Genomic DNA, 20,002 nt, shown 5'->3' with positions numbered 1-20,002 from the left:
TTTGGTTATTAAATCAAGTGCCGAAAGGTCCATGAAGCATGAAAGCACTAGGCTCACTAGTGAGGTATCTAGCCTAAAACGGAAGCTAGCGCTTAAAAAACAACAGTATGAGCAAACAAAAGTGCTCATATTAGAGAGCCCCGAGCTAAAAGACTATTACAATCTTGGCAAGCTTCTTGATGAGCAAAAGGAATTAGAACAGCGTTATGAGCTAATAGTCAGTCAAAGACGCTTATTAAAGGACTCCTTAATTACATTCGATGAATATCTCAAACTTTTTGAGTTTTTCCCTGTTATTTTTGAAAAACTTGATGACATGAGCGAGCTGGACCAGCTTTTAAAAATATTCTTCTCTAACTTTATAATTGAACCCATTAAAAAAGATACTTTTAAGGGGTCAAAAGTATCTTATAAGCTAAATGAACCCTGGAAAGGGTTCATTGAATCAAATGATTTCGTTTGTGGTGCGGGTAAGGAGACTCTAACTCCTGGCCTCTTCCATGGCAAGAAAGCGCTCTAACAACTGAGCTATACCCGCATGTGGTTCACGATTTATTGTAACAAAGCCGTGAATAAAATGCAATGTTTGGTGGCTCCTCCCAGACTCGAACTGGGGACACAAGGCTCTTCAGGCCTCTGCTCTACCAACTGAGCTAAAGAGCCACAAACTTGCTATCTCATTGTACTAAAGTTGCCGTTATCTGGCAAGCCGCTATTTCCGCACGTAATGCGCTACATAGTCAACTTCAATATCGGATACGGCTGGCGTGAGTGGATTAGGCACGCCGCCGTCAACGGTCTCGGTATGCTTATTAATACCATTTGGGTTCATTGCTCCAGCCTGCACACCGAGGAACATCTGCTTATCAGTGACATTCGGATGATTGATACGACCCCATTCTTTGCCGTCTAGCGTAAAAATGATATGATCCTTCTCGACAATAACGCCGTATGTGTGCCAGCCGCTCATATCATGATTATCAAGGGATGCTTGCTTTTGCTTGTTGTCCGGATCCCAGTGGTACGTTGCCTCAACACGAGGACCATTGACGCGCCCCTCAGCGAAATCAATCTCTGGCGGCCAGCCTTCGTCCTTTGGCCAGAGAAGGAATGCGTAGCCGACACCTTTGGCTTTCGGGAACTTGGCGCGAACTTCCCAGCGACCGCGTGAGGCGGTGAATACATCACCTGAGCCAGCGCCACCAGTGCTCCACTGGCCATTGTTATACTGAGTGCGAATTACCAGTTTGCTGTCTTGAGTGAATGAATTGCGTTGTGACATCACGCCCATACAGCCGTGGCCAACCGCTGGATCGCCCCAGCCGTACTGCACCCATTTAGTTTGCTTGATCGACGAGTCAAAGCCTTCGAAGTAATCCATCTGCCAGCCATCAATTGCCGCCTGGTTTCGGTCGTGGTTCGCCGGGCCGCTGGGCTTTGATGGTTGTGGTTGGCTTGGGGATGGGGAGCCGGAATTTTTATTGCCTGAGTTATTGTTTGATGAGTTGTTGTGCGGCGACTGATTGGCTCGCTGAGCCGAATCTTGAGAGTCACGCTGACGTTCAGGCTGCTGCTTCGCTGCCTGGGCTTGGTTGTGGCGCATCGTCTGCGTTACCCAATTGTGCTCAGCTGGCGTCGGCTTATTGTCAGTGTTTTGGTTGGGCTTGCTTGGTTGCTGATTATCGTTCGTGGAGTTGGTATCAGAGTGAGAGCGACTATCGGTACTCAATGAGCCAGTCGGCGACGTAGTTCGGTCAGCGTATTTTGTCGCTTGGGGCGGGGCGTTATTTACCTGCGACAAGAAGTGCAGTGCACCAAGCGACAAGCCGCCGATGACGATTAGAGTTGCTATGCTAGTTGTAACCAGTTTTCGCTTCGTCATATGTCTATTGTAGCGCACTAAAATTATATGTCAAACTTTTAGCGTAAGCGTCAAGAAAATGCTACAATACTCTAGTAGTTTGGCGGAGAATCAGGTATAATATTCTCGTCGCGGGTGTCGTATAACGGCTATTATGTGACCTTCCCAAGGTTGAGACGGGAGTTCGACTCTCCCCATCCGCACCAATTTTGTTCCGAAATGGTGGCAATATACGCCAAAGCTCGAACCTATTTCGAGCGTAAAAGCTGAGCTGTGCAGGCTTAGCCCCAACGCCTGTGCCAGCAAAACCGGCATACGTCCAGTCAGAAAAAACCGCCCCTTGAATTATCTTTTTAAAATTTCCCCGCCTTATTTTTCTTTTTTGGTTGAAATGGTCGGATTTTTTCTGATTATATTTTCAACTTTACGGAGTTAAATCATTAAAAATATGCTATAATTCCTATAGAATACAGGGATTGGAGGGGTTTATGTCTACAGGCAGCCTGACTGCTACAAGTATTGCAGACACTTTTGACGTCAATTTTATTTATGCGCGCCGACTTTTTCAATTCGTCGGTGAAGACAGTACTCTTGAAGATGTACAAAAACTCATCAATGCAAAACCTAAGCCATTCGTAAAATGGGTCGGCGGTAAGCGCCAACTTCTTAAGCAATTTCGTGAGCTTGGTTTGTATCCACCAAAGGTATTCAATCCAATAGCAAACACTTACCATGAGCCTTTTGTTGGCGGCGGCGCTGTTTTCTTCGATCTATTGCCGAAAAATGCTAAGCTTTCCGATCTAAACAACGAGCTCGTAATTACCTATAACGTAATCAAAGATAATGTTGACGAGCTCATAAAGTCATTGCAGAAACATATTTATGACAAAGAATATTACCTTGAAGTTCGTGCTAAAAAGGTTGAAAACCTGTCAGATGTTGAGATTGCTTCTCGGTTCATATTTTTAAACCGCACTGGCTTCAATGGTCTCTACCGAGTAAACAAAAGCGGTCAATTCAATGTACCCTTTGGCCGATACAATAACCCCGTTATCTGCGACGAAGACAATTTAAGACGAGTGTCAGATGCTTTACGGGACGTAGTAATTACACATCAGGACTATAAAAATGTTCTGGGAACTGCGAAAAGCGGCGACTTTATATATTTTGACCCGCCTTATTACCCAATAAACACTACGTCGTCGTTTACCTCTTACACTGTAGAAGGGTTTTTAGAAAAAGAACAAACAGAACTTCGTGATACATTAGTAAAACTGCACGAAAAAGGATGTTTTGTTATGCTCTCTAATTCAGACACACCGTTTATTAACAAGTTATACTCAGGGCTTGATGGACTTACGATAAATAAAATAACTGCTGGTCGTGCCATAAATTCAAAAGGCACAGGACGAGGCAAGATAACGGAAGTATTGGTAACAAATTATTAATTATGAAAAAAGATTTTAACCATTTAGTATCAACATTCAAAAGTTCAATCAAAACTTGGGATTATTTCGTAAATTGGAACAAAGTTTTTGCCAATAGCGCCGATTTAGAAATAGTTCTAAATAAGTTGAATTATTTGCTCGGCAAGGATGATTTAAGAAGAGAGTTCTATAAGCTTTACGAGTCTAATCCAGACATCGTAAAGGCGCTGCCTGTACTGCTTGCTGTACGAGAAAATAATCTAGAAATTTACGACAAAGTATCAAAAGAATCAGAATTTTATGATTTTTCTGGTAAAGACAATGATGCTGACAAGTACTTTGAGTTCCTGGATAAATCAGGACTTGCAAAATTATTCCAGCGAGATGGTGTAAAAAATCTCGTCGATTACGTTATTGGCGTCGAAGTTGGACTTGATAGTAATGGTCGCAAAAATCGTGGCGGTACTTTGATGGAAGAAATTGTTGGTTTATTCCTAGAAGAATTCTGTAGGCAGAATGGTTTTGAATACATACCGCAAGCTCGTCCTAGTAAAATTAAATCAAAATGGGGCTTTGATATTAAGGTGGACAAATCAGAGCGGAGTTTTGATTTTGCCGTGTACAATCCACGGAACGGCAAGATTAAACTGTTTGAAACTAACTTTTATAATGGCGGCGGCTCAAAATTAAAGGCTGTTTGTGGTGAGTTTCGCAGTCTTTACGATGAACTAAAAGCGCAGAACATAGAGTTTGTATGGGTCACTGATGGGCTCGGTTGGCACACAACAAAACGACCACTTGAAGAAACATACAACCATAATGACTATGTATTCAATCTGAACATGCTCGAAGACGGAGCGTTAAATGAGCTATCATGGTAGCAGTAGGTAAGACAAAAACAAAAAAGTTACACCCGGACGAATTTGAACTAGAGTGCACGACCGTTTGGGCTTTTCCTAGGCGTGGTAATTGGGCAACACATAAATCAGACTGGCGTGGTAATTGGTCGCCAGAAGTTGCTCGTAACTTAATTTTGCGATATTCAAACGAGGGCGATATTTTACTTGACCCTATGGTTGGTGGTGGCACTACAGCAATTGAGGCAAAGATTCTGAACCGTCACATTATTTGCTCCGATGTAAATGACAAGGCATTAGAACGAACGAGAGCTGCTCTTGACTTTGAGGTTGAAAACGACGCTTGGCAAAAAGTCGTAAAGCGTGACGCTCGTGATTTAAGTAAGGCAAATGACGAAAGTGTAGATTTTATTCTGACGCACCCACCCTATGCAGACATTATCAAATACAGCGAGGGTAAACTTGATAATGATTTGTCAAATATTCACGATATTGACAAATTTGTTGGCGAGATGGAAAAGGTAGCAAAAGAGCTGTATCGTGTTTTGAAAAAAGGCAAATATTGCGCAATTCTCATTGGCGACACTCGTCGTAACAAAATGTATCAGCCAATGGCATATAAAGTCATGGAACGGTTCCTAAAGGTAGGTTTTCAGCTCAAGGAAGACATCATCAAGCGACAATTCAACTGCAAAGCAACCGGTTTTTGGGTTAAAAGATCACGAGAAAGTAATTTTTTGTTGATAATGCATGAGCATCTATTTATTTTCCAAAAATAATACAGAAAGTCTTGACAGGACTTATACGTTTTGTATATACTGATAGTAGGCTAGTAAGTTAAAAATCAGTTTAGCGATAAGGCTATCAAATCGATAGATTGAGATGCTATAAAAGGCATTTGGCCCATTCTATTCGGAATGAGGACTTGTGCTACGGGTTGGTATTCCACACGTTGTACATGTTATGTTGCTTGAAGCAGTGCTTCCAGCACAGGGACTATCCAAATCGGGGCTACGAGATTTATATCTTGCCGACTAGGGTATTACCGGATGTCTATACGAATCGAAACGATAGCCCCGAGAGTAAGATTGTCCAACTTTTACTAACTAAATATTTATCTAGCTTGTTAGAAAGGAAGGCCATATGGAAAAACAACTTATTTCTTTACCAACTAAACTGTGGCATCCGTATCGCAAGCCGGAGGGTAATAATGAAGACTTTTATCAAGGTCTTGCGAATAATGAAGATTATTTTACAAATAGTCAGAATTATTTGCGACATGATTTAGGTCAAATTACCTCCGGCTTGTAGTCGTTATGAAGATAAAACAATGTATTCATTCCCAGAGCTAATCAAAAAGATACGCAACGAAGCTGGCTTAACGCAGGCCGAGCTTGCTAAGACCATAGATGTGTCGCCAGTTTTGATTGCTATGGTTGAAAGTGAACAAAAAGAGGTATCAAAAAAGCTAATTTTGAAGCTTGCTGATGGCTTAAAAGTACACCCGGCCTCGATAACTCCTTTCTTGTATGGAGAGAATGTCGAAAACGGTAAAAAACTATCCGCTATTGAAAAACAATTTATAGGCTGGGGTACCAAGTTACAAAATCATCTCATCAAAGAACGAGCAAAGTTATTAAGGCGCAATGAAAAATAACCAACGTAACTATCCTAAAATCGCCATTCGGAGCAAGCGAGAGCTTGCGAAACGTTTAAGTGATAAACGAGATTCAGTTGAGGATATGGCAAGGCTGATAAGCGACGTTAAGACGAACTACGATAACTACTGGACTGACCACCCCACACAATCGCAACCCGAAAAAGGTAAATGGGTGCGCGACGCATCGCGCACCGACCTGGGAAAATTACTCAAGCTTATTAATGTAAAAGTTTTAGCTCCCCATGACTCACTTATTCCAACGTTCGTATTCGGAGGCGTGAGCGGACGGAACCATAAAGTCGCAGTAACACACCTGCTCGGAGTAAAGCGGAAGCGAATTATCCTCAAGCTGGATGTTTCACGGTTTTTTGAGCAAATTAAATATGAACGTGTCTATAGCTTCTTTTTAGCCAAGGGTCGATGCGGGCAAAGAGGTGCAAGATTGCTGGCCGACCTTTGTTGTGTGCCAATTGGTGCGAAAGATAACCCCGGAACTTATAAGACAATCGCCCGCGGGTTTTCAACTTCGTCTCGCCTGGCGGTATGGTGTAATCTCGATACATTCCTCAGGCTCGAGCGACTTGTGAAAAAGGAGCTACAAGGCAAAGATCCTCGTATTGCTATTTACGTTGATGATATTGCTATCACGGCAAGTGGAATCACCAAAGAGGATATGATGAAGCTTTATCCAAAAATCAAGACTATTCTTGAGAGCGACAAAAATCAGAAGCTGCCGCTCAATGACGCAAAAACCAAAATCATATACCATTCCGGCGATGAATACGACATAGATGGAATTTATCAAGGAAAGCGAGGTTTTGAGCATCTGGGATTACAGATGAATAGAAACTCATTAACACTCGGTACGAAAACTCGATGGAAGTTAGCCAACTTGACGCATAGGTACAAGGAGTCCCGAAGGAGAAATACCACGATACGTAAAAAACGAAAGTCGACTTTGCGCTATAAAGAATATGTTGAGCGTTAAGAACACCCTTCTTGTGTAAGTGTATGGCGGCTAAGCCTACACGGCTCAGCTTTTACGCTCGAAATAGGTTCGAGCTTTGGTGTATATTGCCACCAAGTTGATAAATAATCAAGTTAATCCCGTCGCTCCACCGCAATTGTGCACTGCGCCATCAACGCCACCGCCGCGCCGAGTGCTGCCAGGGTTGGTAGTAGCAAGGCGCCAACCACGCCGGCAGTGATGGGGAATTCCATGATGCTTTCGCCTTTTTCGTTCTTGATGATAACGCGGCGGACGTTGCCTTCTTTGATAAGCTGCTTGACCTTCTCGACAACTTGATCGCCGTTAACGCTAAATTCTTCGGTGCGGTTTTGTTCGCTCATGGTTACTCCTTACTTTTTATTCCCGCGAATGGCATCGATCAGCTCAATCGGGAAGAGCATCATTGTCTTTTGTGATGGCTCGGTGGAGATGCGTTCCAGGGTATTCAGGGTACGCAGATTAATTGCACCTTGGGTTTTCGCCAGAATCTCGGCAGCTTGAGCCAGCGTTTCGGCGGCAGCTTTTTCGCCGTCGGCGTTGATGATGTTGGCGCGGCGCTCGCGCTCGGCTTCGGCTTGCTTGGCCATGGCACGCTTCATGTCACCAGGCAGTTCGATGTTCTGGATCTTAACATTCTCGACGTCGATGCCCCATTTGTCCGTCTCGGCATCGACAATTTCCTTAATCTGCTGCGAAATCTCCTCGCGCTTGGCCAAGAGGTCGTCCATGTCGACGTTACCGGTGACGTCGCGCAGAGCAGCTTGGGCAAACTGGCTGGTGGCATAAATATAATTGGTCGTTTCTAGCACCGCTTTTGGTGCGTTAATCACTCTGAAATAGACCACCGCGTCAACGCCGACAGTGACATTATCCTTGGTGATGACCTCTTGTTTCGGCACGTCAATTGGCGTGGAACGCACGTCGACCATCATCATCGTCTGAAAAATCGGCACTACCACCCTTAGACCCGGCTCGCGCACGCCAGTAAACTTACCCAGCGTCAGTACTACACCGCGCTGGTATTGATTGACTACCTTGATACCGCTCAGCACAAACATCAGTACGATGATTAAAATTACTGCTGCTATTTCCATATGACCTCCTATTTATAAGGAGATTATACGCCACGTATAGAATGGCTGGCAAGCGCCTCCTCGATCAACTCGTCAACTAGCGCCCGTGGACTGAGACCCGAAGCTTCCCAGAGCTTTGGATACATACTGATGTTGGTAAAGCCAGGGATACTATTAATCTCGTTGAGAAAAATCTGGCCCGTCGGATCAAGGAAAAAGTCAACTCGCGCCATGCCGTGTCCACCGGTCGCGTGGTAGGTGGCCAGCGCGAGGCGCTGCAGTTCTGTCGCCATTGACTCGTCAACCTCCGCGGGGATAACGACGCGCGAAGTGCTGGAGGCGCTGTACTTATCGTCGTAGCTATAAAACTCTTCGCCAGGAAGAATCTCACCAGGCATACTGACGCGGGTGGATGTACCGCGGCCGAGGACGGCCAGCTCAATCTCGCGGGCGGTGATCGCTTGTTCAATCAACACGGTGTTGTCGTGGCGAAAGGCTTCGTCAAGCGCGGTGGTGAATGCTTTGGCCGAGTGGACTTTGCTGACACCGACGGACGAGCCAGCGCGGGATGGCTTGATGAAAACAGGCGTACCAAGCTCACTAGCCATCTCGGCGAAGGTCGGTCGCGGCGCATCACTTACTAGCGTTCGCCACGGCACAACCGGAACGTGAGCGCCGAGCGCCAGCCGCTTGGTCATGTCTTTGTCCATGGTGACAGCCGCCGAAAGGAGACTCGGGCCGACATGGGGAATATGAAGTAGCTGCGCCAGACCCTGTACGCTGCCGTCCTCGCCATTTTTGCCATGAAGCACCGGAATTATCACGTCAATCGGCAGCGGGTCAACGCCGTCGATGAGCAGTGAGCGCTGGCCGAGCTGTGGCGTTAGGCGTGGGCTCGGCTGATTGCGTGCCTCGATCGTCTCGACGAGCCGCCACTGACCAGCACGGTCGATGTAGCATAGTTTGATGTCGTAGCGTGCTGTGTCCAGCGCCGCTAGCACATTAGTAGCGGAATTGATCGAGACCTCGTGCTCGGATGACTCGCCGCCAAATATGAGGAGAACGCGTAACCTATCCATTATCCTAGTATAGCGCATCGTGCCTTGGCGGGGCGAATTTATGGCGTGATATAATAAAATGATGATGGCGGACAACAGGAATAAGAGGCTTAATAGATCGCTGACGCCTGAGGTCATTGGCGGTAGCGACCCGGTAGCTGAGTATGATAAGCGTGAGGTCGGCGGTACTATTGGTGTGGTTGCTGGTATGCTGATAGCTCTGCCGAGCGAGGCGTGGCATAATGTTTTGCCAGAAGTCGGCCAGCAGGCGATAATTTTTAGTGGCACGGCGGTGGCAATAGGGGGGTTGTGGCGGATATCTCAGGCTGTCCGACTGCGCGAGTATAGCGAGCGTGAGCCTGAGTTCCTTAGGGAGGCAATCGACAATCTGCCGCCACTGGTTGGTAGTATCAAAGATAGCAGCAGGTGGTTAGATGAGCTGTTCGGGGAGCTCGACCAAAAGCGATTGGCATATGAGATGGCGGTTAAGACTGGTCGTACATCAGCCGTACCGCTGACTACTGACGAGGCGGAACGTCACGCGGCACTTGTGCGACTGACTAGTCACTGCTCTGGCGGCTCTGGTCTCGTCAATAGAGCAGCGGCGCAGGTTCTACACTGGGCTGGCTGCGCGTTGCCGCCGGAAATGACGGCGGCCGGGCGGCGCCGGTCTCGTCGCGAGGCTGGTCACGCGGGAGCAGACAGCATACATCAAACGACGCTGAATATGCTGGAGCAGTATGTGCCGCTGGATGGGATGACGTGGCGAGAGTACGTGGCGTCGCCGGAGTTTGCGGCAGTCTGCGGAAGCGCTCAGCAGATTGATCGAGGGTTACGTCTGCAGACAAAACCGCTCGGGCGGCGACCGGCTGATTGTTTTTCACACTTTTCGCAGTATCGTCCGCGAGGGGATAATTGGTGGTAATGGATGCGCGACAACCCCTGGCCGAGCAGGTGCGGCCGCAAACCCTGGATGAAGTAATCGGGCAAAGTCATTTGCTGGGCGAGGGCGAGTTGCTGCGGCAAATTGTGAGGCGTGCTGAGCCAGTCAGTTTGATTTTGTGGGGGCCGCCAGGGACGGGCAAGACGACGTTGGCGTGGATTATCGCCCGCGAAGTTAATGCCGAATTTATTGAGCTGTCAGCGGTGACTAGTGGCAAGAAAGATGTCGAACGAGTTATTGAGCACGCTCGGCAGAACTGGAATTTGGGGCTACGGACGATTTTGTTTGTTGATGAGATCCATCGTTTCAATAAAGCGCAGCAAGATGCGTTCTTGCCGCACGTCGAGAGCGGGCTGATTACTTTGATTGGCGCGACCACTGAGAACCCGAGCTTTGAGGTGATCACGCCGCTGCTCAGCCGGACGCGGGTGCTGGTGCTGCAGCAACTGACCAAAGATGAAATTATATTGGTGCTGAAGCGAGCGCTGAAGACTTTGAAACAAACCAAGCGGGTGTCGCCCAAAGCGCTGGATTATCTTGCAGAATTAGCGGACGGTGACGCGCGGGTGGCGCTGGGCAATTTGGAATTGGCGCTGAGCTTTGGTGAGAAAGTCACGCCAGAGGTCGTCAAGGCCGCGGCTCAGCGGCGGCTGCCTGGCTATGATAAAAAGGGCGATGTGCATTATGACGTCATCTCAGCGTTCATCAAATCACTGCGCGGCAGCGACGCGACGGCTGCGGCATATTATTTGGCGCGCATGATTGAGGCCGGTGAAGACCCGAAGTTCATCGCTCGGCGGATGGTCATCTTTGCGTCAGAAGACATTGGGTTGGCGGGTAACGGCGCGCTGAGCCTGGCAGTCGCTACCTTTGAAGCGGTGGAGCGCGTTGGGCTACCTGAGGCCAAATATAATTTATTCCACTGCGCCATTGCTCTGGCGCGCAGCCAGAAGTCACGCGAGATTACTGATTTGATGAATGAGGCTTTCGCTCTGGCACACAAGTACCCGAACTCGCCAGTGCCGCTTCATCTTCGTAATGCCGCCACCAAGCTGATGAAAGATCTGGGCTATAGTAAAGATTACAAATGGCAAGCTGGCTTTCAGCATGAAAAAGGATTTTTGCCAGAGGACATCCCGCGTCCACCGAAACGTTAGATTATCTCGGGCAGCGCTCATCAAACCGATCATACAGCGCCGCGTACACGCCGTTGGTCCAGCCAAAGCCGTCTTGCAACGGATATTCACCACCGCCGCCAATGCGTGACTCGCTATCAACGTCATATTTTTCGATCATCTTGCCCTGATCGGCAAAGATGCGCTCGGTCGAAGCCAGCCAGCGCTTTCTAATTTCCTCTGCTAGCTCATCCAGCCCATACCGCTTCAAACCGCAAACCGCCACCCATTGTAGCGGCGCCCAGCCATTCGGCGCGTCCCATTGCTGACCATTGTCAACCAGCGTCGTGCGTAGTCCGCCGTCGCGTAAGAACTCGCGTTCTAATTTCTCGGCCACGTGCTTGGCTTGTTTTTTGGTGGCGATACCGCTGTACAGCGGGAAGACGCCGGCCAGTGTGGCGTGGCTCGTCTGATGACCGGTGCGGAAATTATAATCATAGAAAAAGCCGTCGGTTTCATTCCAACAGTGCTGGCGGATGCTCTCGGCGCGGCGCTCAGCCAGGCGGATGAAGCGTTTCTTGAGCGGCGCCTGACGCAGTACACCGTAACAATGGGCGATCGTCATCTCTAGTTCGTACAATAAACAATTCAGATCAATCGGCACGAGGTCAGTCGTTTGAATCGTTTCAATGTCGTGCGGATCACTAAACCAGCGCGAGCTGAAATCCCAACCGCTCTCAGCCCCAGCCCGCAGGTCGAGGTAGACCTTGGCCTTGTTGGCGGAGCGGCTATTCCTCGCGGTTTCGATGTCTTCGCGGCGACTTTCCGGGCGTGGCGTGGCCTTGTCGTCGTAGTAGCGATTGAGCACCTGGCCATCAGGCATGGCTACCACGCGGTTGGTAGCCATAAAGTCGATACTCGAAAGCTTGCGTTGGCCTTTCATCCAGAATTTGTATTCGGCCAGCAGCGAGGGGAAATACTCGAGATAGGTCAAGCTCGGGGCGCGCCGGCCGGGTTTGCTGGCGAGGAGCTTGACCATCGCTGCGAAAAACGGCGGCTGGCTGCGACTGAGGAAGTACGTCCGATTGGCGGTCGGGATGAAACCAAAGCGCTGAATCATGTACACATAATTTTTCATCATGCCGTCGATCAGCTTCCACTTGCTGTCCACCGCCAGGCCCAGCATGATAAAATACGTGTCCCAATAAAATTGCTCGGCAAACCGACCACCCGGCACCACATAGTCGTGCGGCAGGGCGATTAGCGAACCTTTCGACTTGTGGGCGCGGCGGATGAGCAGCGGCCAGAGATTGGTGACGTGCTGTCTGGCAGAGTCTGCCTGGACAAAGCTCACCTTTTTGACCGGCGATTCAAATTCATAAAAATGTAGCTTCACAAATTCATCCAGCCGAAAGTTGGGATCACGTCGGGCCAGGCGATACTCCTGGAGGATGCGGGTGGCTCGCTTTCGCGGTACGAGATCGACGAAAGTTTTACCATCGGCAAACACGCGGTGTGACTGCACTTCATGAAACAACTGCCCGAGCTTTTCGTCGGGATCTTTACGGTCGATCGGTGTGATGCGCTGGGCGGTGCGTGCTAACGTGCGCTTGATAATTGTTGTGGTTTTTTTGGGAAGCATATGGTTAAGTATAGCGTGTTACCGTGGGATAATCTATAGTAACGTTAAGTTTCTTATGTATTTTGTCAATCGGGATTTTGTCGGGGTGGGGTCTACCGTTTGGCGGCGCGCTTTCGCTCATTAGCGTCGAGGTAGCGTTTGCGTAGACGCAAGGACTTTGGCGTCACTTCCAGCAGTTCGTCGTCCTCGATGAAATCGATGCACTGTTCCAGGCTAAACTGCGTAAATGGCGTCAATTGCACTGTGCCATCGGACGATTTGGAGCGCATGTTGGTTAGGTGTTTAGCCTTGCAAACGTTAATTTCGATGTCTTCTTGGCGGTTGTAGATGCCGACGATCATCCCAGCGTAGACTTCCGTGCCCGGCCCGACCAAGAGTTCGCCGCGCGCCTCGGCTGCCTGCAGCGCATACGGCGTGGTGGTGCCGGCCTCAAAAGCGATGAGCACGCCGCCGCGGGTTTTTGGCAATTTGCCGCCCAGCGGTTGATAGCCGTACGGCAGGGAATTCATGATCACCGTGCCTTTGGTGGCGGTCAACAGTACGTTTCGCAGGCCGATCAACGCCCTGGTCGGCAGCACATAAGTGATGCGGGTAGCGCCGCTGGCGGTGGTTTCCTGCGACTTCATTTCAGCGTGGCGCGCACCCAACTCCTGGCTGATCGCGCCGATGAATTCGCTGCTAATTTCGATTTGCAGTTCTTCAATTGGCTCTTTTTCAACGCCGTCCTCGGTGATGGTGACCACTTGCGGACGGCCGACTTCAAACTCAAAGCCTTCGCGCCGCATGGTCTCGATCAAGACGCTGAGGTGTAGTTCACCGCGGCCAGACACCGTAAAGCCGATGCCGTTTTCTTCGACGCGCAGCGCCACGTTGGTTTCCAATTCTCGCCGCAACCGGTCGCCAATTTGCCGCGAGGTGGTGAACTCGCCCTCACGCCCTTTCATCGGGCTGGTATTCGGGCCGAGGTACATGCTCAGCGTCGGCGCTTCAATGGCAATCGCCGGCAAGGCTTCGGGGTGTTCTTTATCAGCAATCGTATCGCCAATGTGCGCCTCACTGACGCCAACCAGCGCCACAATGTCGCCAGCAAATGCTTCGTCAAGCTCTTCGCGGTTCAGCCCGCGGTAACCAAAAACTTTCTCAATTCGCGCTGAACCTGACACTTCGCCATGCTTCAGTAAACTAACCGCCAGGCCGCGCTTAACCGACCCGCGAGCGATTCGCCCAATGGCATATTTTCCCTGGAAGGTGTCGTACTGCAAACTGGTCACTAGCATCTGGAAGCCGCCGTCAGCCGTGACGTTCGGCGCCGGGATGTCGTTGATAATCGCTTCAAAAATCGGTGTCAAATCAGCATCTTCATCAAGGTCGGTAGGAATCTCTCGCCAGGCTTTGCCGTCGCGCCCGATAGCATAATAAATCGGATATTGCAGTTGAGCATCGTCGGTCGCTAACTCCAAAAATAGATCGCTCAGCTCGTCTTCAACCTTGGCAATTCGCCTGGCTGGCTTATCAATTTTATTAATCACCACTACTGGTTTCAGCCCCAACTCCAGCGCCTTACTCAGCACAAACTTGGTCTGTGGCATCGGCCCTTCCTGTGCATCAACGATCAACAGCACACCGTCCGCCATCTGCAGTGTCCGCTCGACCTCGCCCGAAAAATCGGCGTGCCCCGGCGTGTCGATGATGTTGATCTTATAATCACCGTAAAAAATCGAGGTCTGTTTGGCGGTGATGGTGATACCGCGTTCGTGCTCCTGATCGCCCGAATCCATGATCAATTCTTGGCTCATCTCGGCCTGATTGTCGCGGAATGTGCGCGACTGTTTGAGCAGCCCATCAACCATGGTCGTCTTGCCGTGATCGACGTGGGCAATAATGGCAATATTTCGAATCTTGCTAGCGTCCTTCATAAAAATATGGTCTGATGTTAACGCAGACCTTCCTCAATACTAATTATAGCATAATTTGTGTAGTTGCCACTGACAGCCAGGCTAGAACACATATAATTGAGCGTGTAGCTATTAAAACTTAAGGGGATGGGATAAACGATAACGAAGTATACTCTACTCGGATTTTTGCGTTGAGTATCGATATCCTAGTAAAATTGTCTCGCGATCAACGCCCTCACGAAAAGCGACTTCACCCAAAGCGCGAGGAATGCTCGGATCTTTCTCAAGCTCCTCCTCTATTAATTTTGCGAGCCTACTCATTTCAGCAGGACGATCCACGGGCTCAATGTCCTCAATTGACTTTAGTGTATGGATATCAAACAAAGCCCCTGCTTTTGGACTACCTTCTTTCACATCACCTCCTCCTCGATTAATTACACAACCATTATGCAACACTCGAGTATATAAAACAATCCTTTCTTTGTGAGGGCAGAGTGTTTTGTATCTTTTAGTATAACACAATACAAATTATCTACCGCACCGCATAAAGTACTCCTTTTCTGTTGGGGTGGGGCAAGGGTCCATTAACCTAAAACATCGTTATGGTGTTAATATATATTAAGGGGAAATATGAAATTAAGCATCTCGATAATCAAAAATTGTCACAATAAACTTGACATAAAAGCTATAAATAATAAATCCAACTACCTCATATCAACATCTATCTATTGGCTCTCAAAGGATGTAATATTTCTAAGAGATGATATTTCTGGTTACAGCAATATAGGTGAGGTTGATCGTATTGAGGGACGATTTTGTATAGCGGACTTTACGAGTGGTAGCGGTAATGTTGTAATTCACGTATATATAGTTTATCCATCTAACCGTACAGTTCCTCTTCTCGTTGGAATCTTGGGTGGTCATGAAAGTAAAATAATGTTTGAGCTACCATTAGCTAATGATGATCAGGCTTTTACCAGAGCCAGAAATAATGGATTTGAAGTGAATATTCCTCAATTTACGGGTGATTATTTTGAACCAGATATAATCGACATGACATACCAGGATGGCAATAGAAGATCAATGGATAGACGTGGAGAAGTATCGTACGAGAAACTGATAGGCAAAGATCTTGGGCTGTTTGTTTTTATTGATTATGCTGCTGGAGCTGAAAACATATAAACTCTCATATCTCCTCGAAATATGGAAGTTATTTAGTTTAGTGATATCTTGGGCACAAACCGCTCTTTGTACTTCCCAGCTAGCAGGATTGCCTCCCTCACATCGCCAAGCGCGCGATGATTGTGGCGGCTGGTTCGTCGATATCGCCCCCGGCTCGTCCAGGTATCGGCCATTTCTTCAGCGCAGCGCACGTCAAGTTGCCGGAATCCCAAACGCTCGTACAGCGCGGGCATGCGCTTTGCGAGGATCTCGCGATCGCATTGCAGATAATAGCCGCAGTGAATTAAAACAGCATCATTTGCGGTTTGCTGTAGCCAGTTGAGCGCTTGCTTTTCGAGTGCGGCCTCGTTATATTTTGATGCAGAGACATCGTCCAGTAGGCCATTTCGCGTGTGCATATCGACAACTGATTCAGGCATAGAATGCCCAGAGAAGTCATCGGGCTTGCAGGTTAAAGAAAACGGCTCGCCGATTTGCTCCAACTGGCGGTTGGTAATAATCGCCGCGACTTCAAGTATCCGCGCCGTATCAACATCGGTCGTCGTATACTCCAAATCCATCCAGACAAAGAGGCCGGGTGGAAGTGGGTCGTACGGGATCACGGTAGCCTCCATGATACTTATTATACACGTAATTTACGCGGTTTATTGACGAGTGGGCGGTAGCTTATCGATTTCAAAACGACTTACTAAAATTTCACAGCTATCCATCAAATATAGCAACTCAGCCTTCTTTGTGATATTTGCCTCATCATATAAATCATGGCGCCAGGTTGTGGGGATTGCTTCATATCCATAAAATGCACCCGCCAACTGTCCATAGATTGCACCGTTTGTATCGGAATCACCGCCGAGGTTTACGACAGCTAGCATGCCATCTCTGAACGAGTCGTAGGTTTGAAACGCCCACCACGCAACCTGTAAACTATGAATGATATAACCGCTAGTATTCAGCTCCTGTGGTTGTCTAACGCGCCGCCAAATATCATCAAACAGGTTACTGGTACTTAGACTATCAATGTCTTCTACTTTGGTTTTATTTCCATTAGCTTTCATTGCTCGAATGAGTAGTGCAGCGAAAACTTCAGCGCCAGCCTCTGCTTCAAATGAGTAGTGCGTCTCTCTGGCCGACAAACGAACCATGGCAAGGATATCTTTTTCTGAGCGATGCTTGAATGCCGCTAACACTACCGGAGCTAATCGCATAATTGCACCATTGCCAGCAGCCTCAGTGCGTGGAGTATCTTTAGCAACCCAAGCACTTTTATCGCTTTCAAAATCACGAATAGCCGCTTGAATCTGTCCGCCGCAGTCAAAACAAAAGCCGGTGGAACTTAAATATCCCTCATTGCGCCACCGAGTAAAATTGCCCATCACATCATATGAATCATATCCTCCGTTGTTGAGCAGGCTTTCGGCTAGACAAAGTGCCATTGATGTGTCGTCCGTCCAGTATCCTTTCGGTAGGTTAAACGGCCCGCCAGCTCTCATTTCATCAACATATGGAAATGTCCCGGGCTGTTCAAATTCGGACACCATCCCCAATGCATCGCCAACCGCTAATCCTGTCAGCATACCTTTGGCGTTGTTTATCATAGAATCACTCATGCAGGTTATTATAGGGATAAAAAATATTTATCAAGCATAGAGAAGCAAATATCTCTCTATTCCTAATCTTAAATCAAGTGGGTCTATCAAGGATTATGTAACACTATACTTATTGATAAATCGGCACCCCAGCCAACCGCGTCCAACCCTCATCGATGTTTATCCACTCTTCATCAGGCGGTGGGCCTTGTCCGACAGTGACGGTAGCTGCTGGCTCGACGTTGATTTGCAGCGGGATTGAGCCAAGATTGGTCTTGTGATGAGTCAGGCTGAGCGGTCCGTCAGGAATATATAGCTCTCGCTCAAATAAGTACTGGCCCCAGAGGATGCGAACAGTGTGCGGTTTGTTGGCGTTGCCGGTAGCAGGAGTAATTCGAATCCAAACCGGGCCCTTGTAGTCGTCTGGGTGCTGACCGAATGTCCATGGCGCTGGGTGGCGGTTGAGGCAGTGGACGGTGTGTTGTGTTGCTGACTTAGACTCAGCCTGATCTTTCTCGAGACTACCGAGCCGTCGGTCTATACTATCAAGGCGCTTGGTTATCTCGTTGAGGCGGCTATCTAAACTGTTGAATTTTTGCATAATACCAAATGGTGGGAAATACAGGGCTCGAACCTGTGACCTCACGAATGTGAATCGTGCGCTCTAGCCAACTGAGCTAATCTCCCATAAAATAAAACCTTGGTGCGGATGAAAGGACTTGAACCTTCACGCCGTGAGGCACATGCTCCTAAGGCATGCGTGTCTACCAATTCCACCACATCCGCATAACTACTTGTCAAGGAGGTGCGTCATGTTGTCAGGCGCATCCACCCCTTAATTATACATGACCCGCTGCGCCCAGGCAATACACTTTACGCTCCACCTCGACCGTGCTATCATGAAATTAACAGAAAAAGGGGGACTATGAAAAAGGTTGCGACGTATTTGAATGAACATCTGACGGGTGAAGTGGTGACGCATGACGGTGCTCTGGCGGATGCGCAGCGGGACGGGAGCGTGCTTGCGCGCCGGCCGGAGTTGATCGCACGAGTAGCAGATACGAGTGATGTGCGCAAGATTTTGCGGTTTTGTTCGCAGCTAGCGGAGAAAGGCCACGTCTTGCCAGTGTATGCGCGTGGATGCGGCACGGACAGTACAGGTGCGGCGATTGGGCGTGGCATCGCCATCGACATGTCGGCGCATATGCATAATGTCGTCGGAATTGACCCTAAACAACAGTTGATTCACCTCCAGTCGGGTATTTCTCACAGAGCGGCGCAAGCGGTTCTGTCAACGCATAAAGGCTTGGGCTTGCCGGAAATTTCATTGACGGGTGAGGATGGGACGATTGGCGGCGCAATTAGTACTGAAGTGGCTGGCATGCTGTCCTCGGCGTATGGTCTATTGAGCCAGTCGATTCACCAGATGGAAGTTGTCTTGTCAAGTGGCGATATCGTGCAGACCGGCCGGCTGTCAAAGCGCGAGCTGAGCAAGAAAAAGGGCCTGGCAACGTTTGAGGGCGAACTGTACCGGCAGCTGGATAATTTGATAACCGATAATGAAGCGCTGATCGCTCGGATTGATGCTAGCGCGCCAGAGATGGCTGGCTTTTCGAGTATCGCTCAGGTGCGGCAGCGCGACGGCTCGTTTGACCTCACGCCGCTGTTTGTCGGCGCTCAAGGCAGCCTCGGTATCATCGGCGAACTAATTATGAAGGCTGACTTCATCCATCCGGAATTGACCGTGGTGAGCGCGGCGTATAGTTCAATGAATGCAGCGCAGGCGGCGGTCGACACGGCGCTGCAAGTGGGCGCCTCGACCGTCGAGCTGATCGACGGGCGGCTCTTTTCGCGGGCGGCGGCACAGGGCAAGAAACTAGCGTGGGCGCCGAAAGAATGCTATCGCGGTGGCGTGGTAGTGGCGCTCTTTCACGCATTTTCAGACCGAGCACGCAATAAGGCTGCTAAGAAGTTGCTTCGTGCGCTTCGTGGTGGTACGGCTGTGCAGGTCGAGCTACGCAACATGGAAATGAAAGAGGTGTTTACACTCCATTCGGTGTTGACCTTGGCGGAGCATCCCGCCGATGAGCATGGTATCGTGCCGCAGGTATTCTCGGGGATATGGCTGCCGGGCGTACAGCTGGACGGCTTTATCAAGTCGATGCGTGCACTCGAGAAAGAATACGGCGTGGCCATGCCGCTGTTTATCGACGCGACGACTGGCATGATCAATAGCTATCCGGTGTTCTCGAGCAAAAAGGTCAGTGACCGCCAGCGTATCCTCAAACTCTGCTCGGACATGGTGCGGATCGTGACTAGCCACGAAGGGTCGTTTGCGGGATTTGGCGGCGAAGGTCGGCTCAAGGCTGCGTTTGTCCAGCCAACACTCACGCCCGAGGAGCGTGATCTGTATGCAAAAATCAAGCACATCTTTGATCCAAAAGGCATCCTCGCGCCGGGTATCAAGACTGCCGTGCCGATGAAGCAGCTGGCAGAAGAGTTAAATGCTTGGTGCCGGCTGGTGGGCTGAAACGGCTAGGCAAACTCCTTGCGGAGGAGCGGCCGGTCGTGTATAATACTCGGTAGTCACGCGGATGTGGCGGAATTGGTAGACGCGCTAGCTTCAGGTGCTAGTGTACGCAAGTACGTGAAGGTTCAAGTCCTTTCATCCGCACCAGGAATCATACGATGAGT

Annotated in this window: 19 protein-coding genes and 6 tRNA genes; 11 read left to right on the top strand and 14 right to left on the bottom strand. The window is 49.1% G+C overall.

Annotation, left to right across the window (positions count from 1 at the left end):
- Window positions 1-462: 462 nt before the first annotated feature.
- The 3 genes from FBF27_02660 to FBF27_02650 all read right to left on the bottom strand — a co-directional run bounded on the left by FBF27_02660 (window position 463) and on the right by FBF27_02650 (window position 1,603).
- Window positions 463-538: transfer RNA gene (locus FBF27_02660), tRNA-Gly, on the bottom strand.
- 49 nt (window positions 539-587) lie between these two features.
- A tRNA-Phe gene (locus tag FBF27_02655) sits at window positions 588-663 on the bottom strand.
- 49 nt (window positions 664-712) lie between these two features.
- Window positions 713-1,603, bottom strand: a complete 891-nt coding sequence (locus FBF27_02650) for a glycosyl hydrolase family protein (protein ID QJU09653.1) — start codon at window positions 1,601-1,603, stop codon at window positions 713-715.
- Window positions 1,604-1,992: 389 nt separating this feature from the next.
- Between FBF27_02650 and FBF27_02645 the strand changes: the two genes are divergently transcribed.
- The 6 genes from FBF27_02645 (at window position 1,993) to FBF27_02620 (ending at window position 6,793) form a co-directional block, all read left to right on the top strand.
- Window positions 1,993-2,067 (top strand) — tRNA-Gly (locus FBF27_02645).
- 282 nt (window positions 2,068-2,349) lie between these two features.
- Window positions 2,350-3,309, top strand: a complete 960-nt coding sequence (locus FBF27_02640) for a DNA adenine methylase (protein QJU09305.1) — start codon at window positions 2,350-2,352, stop codon at window positions 3,307-3,309.
- Window positions 3,310-3,311: 2 nt separating this feature from the next.
- Window positions 3,312-4,169, top strand: a complete 858-nt coding sequence (locus FBF27_02635) for a restriction endonuclease (GenBank protein ID QJU09304.1) — start codon at window positions 3,312-3,314, stop codon at window positions 4,167-4,169.
- The gene (locus FBF27_02630) at window positions 4,163-4,924 is read left to right on the top strand and encodes a methyltransferase domain-containing protein (GenBank protein ID QJU09303.1); all 762 of its coding nucleotides are present in this window, start codon (window positions 4,163-4,165) and stop codon (window positions 4,922-4,924) included. The genes FBF27_02635 and FBF27_02630 overlap by 7 nt, the downstream gene beginning before the upstream one ends.
- 551 nt (window positions 4,925-5,475) lie before the next feature.
- Complete coding sequence (locus FBF27_02625) at window positions 5,476-5,802, top strand: helix-turn-helix transcriptional regulator (GenBank protein QJU09302.1); 327 nt, start codon at window positions 5,476-5,478, stop codon at window positions 5,800-5,802.
- A complete protein-coding gene (locus FBF27_02620; GenBank protein ID QJU09301.1) occupies window positions 5,792-6,793 on the top strand; it encodes a hypothetical protein in 1,002 nt (333 codons plus the stop codon). Before FBF27_02625 ends, FBF27_02620 begins: the two co-directional genes overlap by 11 nt.
- 113 nt (window positions 6,794-6,906) lie before the next feature.
- Here FBF27_02620 and FBF27_02615 read toward each other — a convergent pair whose 3' ends face one another.
- The 3 genes from FBF27_02615 to FBF27_02605 are packed head-to-tail and all read right to left on the bottom strand — an operon-like array spanning window position 6,907 to window position 8,966.
- On the bottom strand, window positions 6,907-7,155 hold the full coding sequence (locus FBF27_02615) for a DUF4342 domain-containing protein (protein ID QJU09300.1): 249 nt from the start codon (window positions 7,153-7,155) through the stop codon (window positions 6,907-6,909).
- Between the two features lie 9 nt (window positions 7,156-7,164).
- Window positions 7,165-7,908 carry a slipin family protein gene (locus FBF27_02610; GenBank protein QJU09299.1) on the bottom strand — a complete coding sequence of 248 codons (744 nt, stop codon included), beginning with the start codon at window positions 7,906-7,908 and terminating at the stop codon, window positions 7,165-7,167.
- Window positions 7,909-7,931: 23 nt separating this feature from the next.
- Entirely contained in the window at window positions 7,932-8,966 is a 1,035-nt protein-coding gene (locus tag FBF27_02605) for a D-alanine--D-alanine ligase (GenBank protein ID QJU09298.1), read from the bottom strand.
- A gap of 58 nt (window positions 8,967-9,024) precedes the next feature.
- On the opposite strand from FBF27_02605, the gene FBF27_02600 reads away from it, so the two are divergent.
- Together FBF27_02600 and FBF27_02595 are read left to right on the top strand one after the other, a co-directional pair.
- On the top strand, window positions 9,025-9,870 hold the full coding sequence (locus tag FBF27_02600) for a hypothetical protein (protein QJU09297.1): 846 nt from the start codon (window positions 9,025-9,027) through the stop codon (window positions 9,868-9,870).
- Window positions 9,870-11,045: a replication-associated recombination protein A gene (locus FBF27_02595; protein ID QJU09296.1), complete on the top strand. Its 1,176-nt coding sequence runs from the start codon at window positions 9,870-9,872 to the stop codon at window positions 11,043-11,045. Before FBF27_02600 ends, FBF27_02595 begins: the two co-directional genes overlap by 1 nt.
- Before the next feature lies 1 nt (window position 11,046).
- Here the strand turns inward: FBF27_02595 and treF are convergent, their stop codons facing one another.
- The 3 genes from treF to FBF27_02580 form a co-directional block, all read right to left on the bottom strand.
- Window positions 11,047-12,645 (bottom strand): alpha,alpha-trehalase TreF, encoded by a 1,599-nt coding sequence (gene treF / locus FBF27_02590; GenBank protein ID QJU09295.1) that lies wholly within the window; start codon window positions 12,643-12,645, stop codon window positions 11,047-11,049.
- Between the two features lie 92 nt (window positions 12,646-12,737).
- Window positions 12,738-14,561: a translational GTPase TypA gene (typA, locus tag FBF27_02585; GenBank protein ID QJU09294.1), complete on the bottom strand. Its 1,824-nt coding sequence runs from the start codon at window positions 14,559-14,561 to the stop codon at window positions 12,738-12,740.
- Window positions 14,562-14,714: 153 nt separating this feature from the next.
- Window positions 14,715-14,954: a hypothetical protein gene (locus FBF27_02580; GenBank protein ID QJU09293.1), complete on the bottom strand. Its 240-nt coding sequence runs from the start codon at window positions 14,952-14,954 to the stop codon at window positions 14,715-14,717.
- A 216-nt stretch (window positions 14,955-15,170) separates the two neighbouring features.
- Between FBF27_02580 and FBF27_02575 the strand changes: the two genes are divergently transcribed.
- Window positions 15,171-15,722, top strand: coding sequence for a hypothetical protein (locus FBF27_02575; GenBank protein ID QJU09292.1), 552 nt, complete (start codon window positions 15,171-15,173; stop codon window positions 15,720-15,722).
- A gap of 32 nt (window positions 15,723-15,754) precedes the next feature.
- Here the strand turns inward: FBF27_02575 and FBF27_02570 are convergent, their stop codons facing one another.
- The 5 genes from FBF27_02570 to FBF27_02550 form a co-directional block, all read right to left on the bottom strand.
- A complete protein-coding gene (locus FBF27_02570; GenBank protein QJU09291.1) occupies window positions 15,755-16,336 on the bottom strand; it encodes an oligoribonuclease in 582 nt (193 codons plus the stop codon).
- Between the two features lie 30 nt (window positions 16,337-16,366).
- A complete protein-coding gene (locus FBF27_02565; protein QJU09290.1) occupies window positions 16,367-17,329 on the bottom strand; it encodes an ADP-ribosylglycohydrolase family protein in 963 nt (320 codons plus the stop codon).
- A 109-nt stretch (window positions 17,330-17,438) separates the two neighbouring features.
- Complete coding sequence (locus FBF27_02560; protein QJU09289.1) at window positions 17,439-17,909, bottom strand: hypothetical protein; 471 nt, start codon at window positions 17,907-17,909, stop codon at window positions 17,439-17,441.
- 9 nt (window positions 17,910-17,918) lie between these two features.
- Window positions 17,919-17,995 (bottom strand) — tRNA-Val (locus FBF27_02555).
- A 14-nt stretch (window positions 17,996-18,009) separates the two neighbouring features.
- Window positions 18,010-18,094 (bottom strand) — tRNA-Leu (locus tag FBF27_02550).
- A 139-nt stretch (window positions 18,095-18,233) separates the two neighbouring features.
- On the opposite strand from FBF27_02550, the gene FBF27_02545 reads away from it, so the two are divergent.
- Window positions 18,234-19,838 (top strand): FAD-binding oxidoreductase, encoded by a 1,605-nt coding sequence (locus FBF27_02545; GenBank protein QJU09288.1) that lies wholly within the window; start codon window positions 18,234-18,236, stop codon window positions 19,836-19,838.
- Between the two features lie 60 nt (window positions 19,839-19,898).
- Window positions 19,899-19,985, top strand: a tRNA-Leu gene (locus FBF27_02540).
- The last annotated feature ends 17 nt before the right edge of the window (window positions 19,986-20,002 follow it).

It is taken from the genome of Candidatus Saccharibacteria bacterium oral taxon 488 (genome assembly GCA_013100805.1).
GTDB lineage: Bacteria > Patescibacteriota > Saccharimonadia > Saccharimonadales > Saccharimonadaceae > Nanosynbacter.
The sequence above is the reverse complement of the archived record's forward strand: the minus strand, read 5'-3'. Positions and strand labels throughout refer to the sequence as shown.